Source organism: Xanthomonas populi (genome assembly GCF_002940065.1).
GTDB lineage: Bacteria > Pseudomonadota > Gammaproteobacteria > Xanthomonadales > Xanthomonadaceae > Xanthomonas > Xanthomonas populi.
Genome location: NZ_MDEJ01000395.1, coordinates 1 through 281, shown reverse-complemented (window position 1 = coordinate 281; position 281 = coordinate 1). Strand labels below are relative to the sequence as shown.

1 pseudogene is annotated in these 281 nt (G+C 61.6%); it reads left to right on the top strand.

Annotated features, from left to right (window positions below):
• Positions 1–281 (top strand): annotated as a pseudogene (locus XpopCFBP1817_RS21415) (IS5/IS1182 family transposase); the annotation flags it as partial.

Here is a 281-nt window from a genome sequence, read left to right as displayed (position 1 = left end):
TCAGGCGTGCGAAGAAGCGTTGCTGGACAGCACCGCGTTGCGGGTCTTTGTTGGGATCGACCTGGGCCGTGAGCGGGTGCAGGATGCGACGACGCTGCTGAAGTTTCGCCACTTGTTGGAGCGTTATGACCTGGGAAGCGAGTTGTTCGCTGAGGTCAACGCGCAGTTGCAGGTACCCGGGCTGAAGGTTGGCACCGGCACGATCTTGGATGCCACGCTGATGGCAGCGCCGAGCTCGACCGAGAATGCAGACAAGCCGCGGGATGGTGAGATGCACCAGA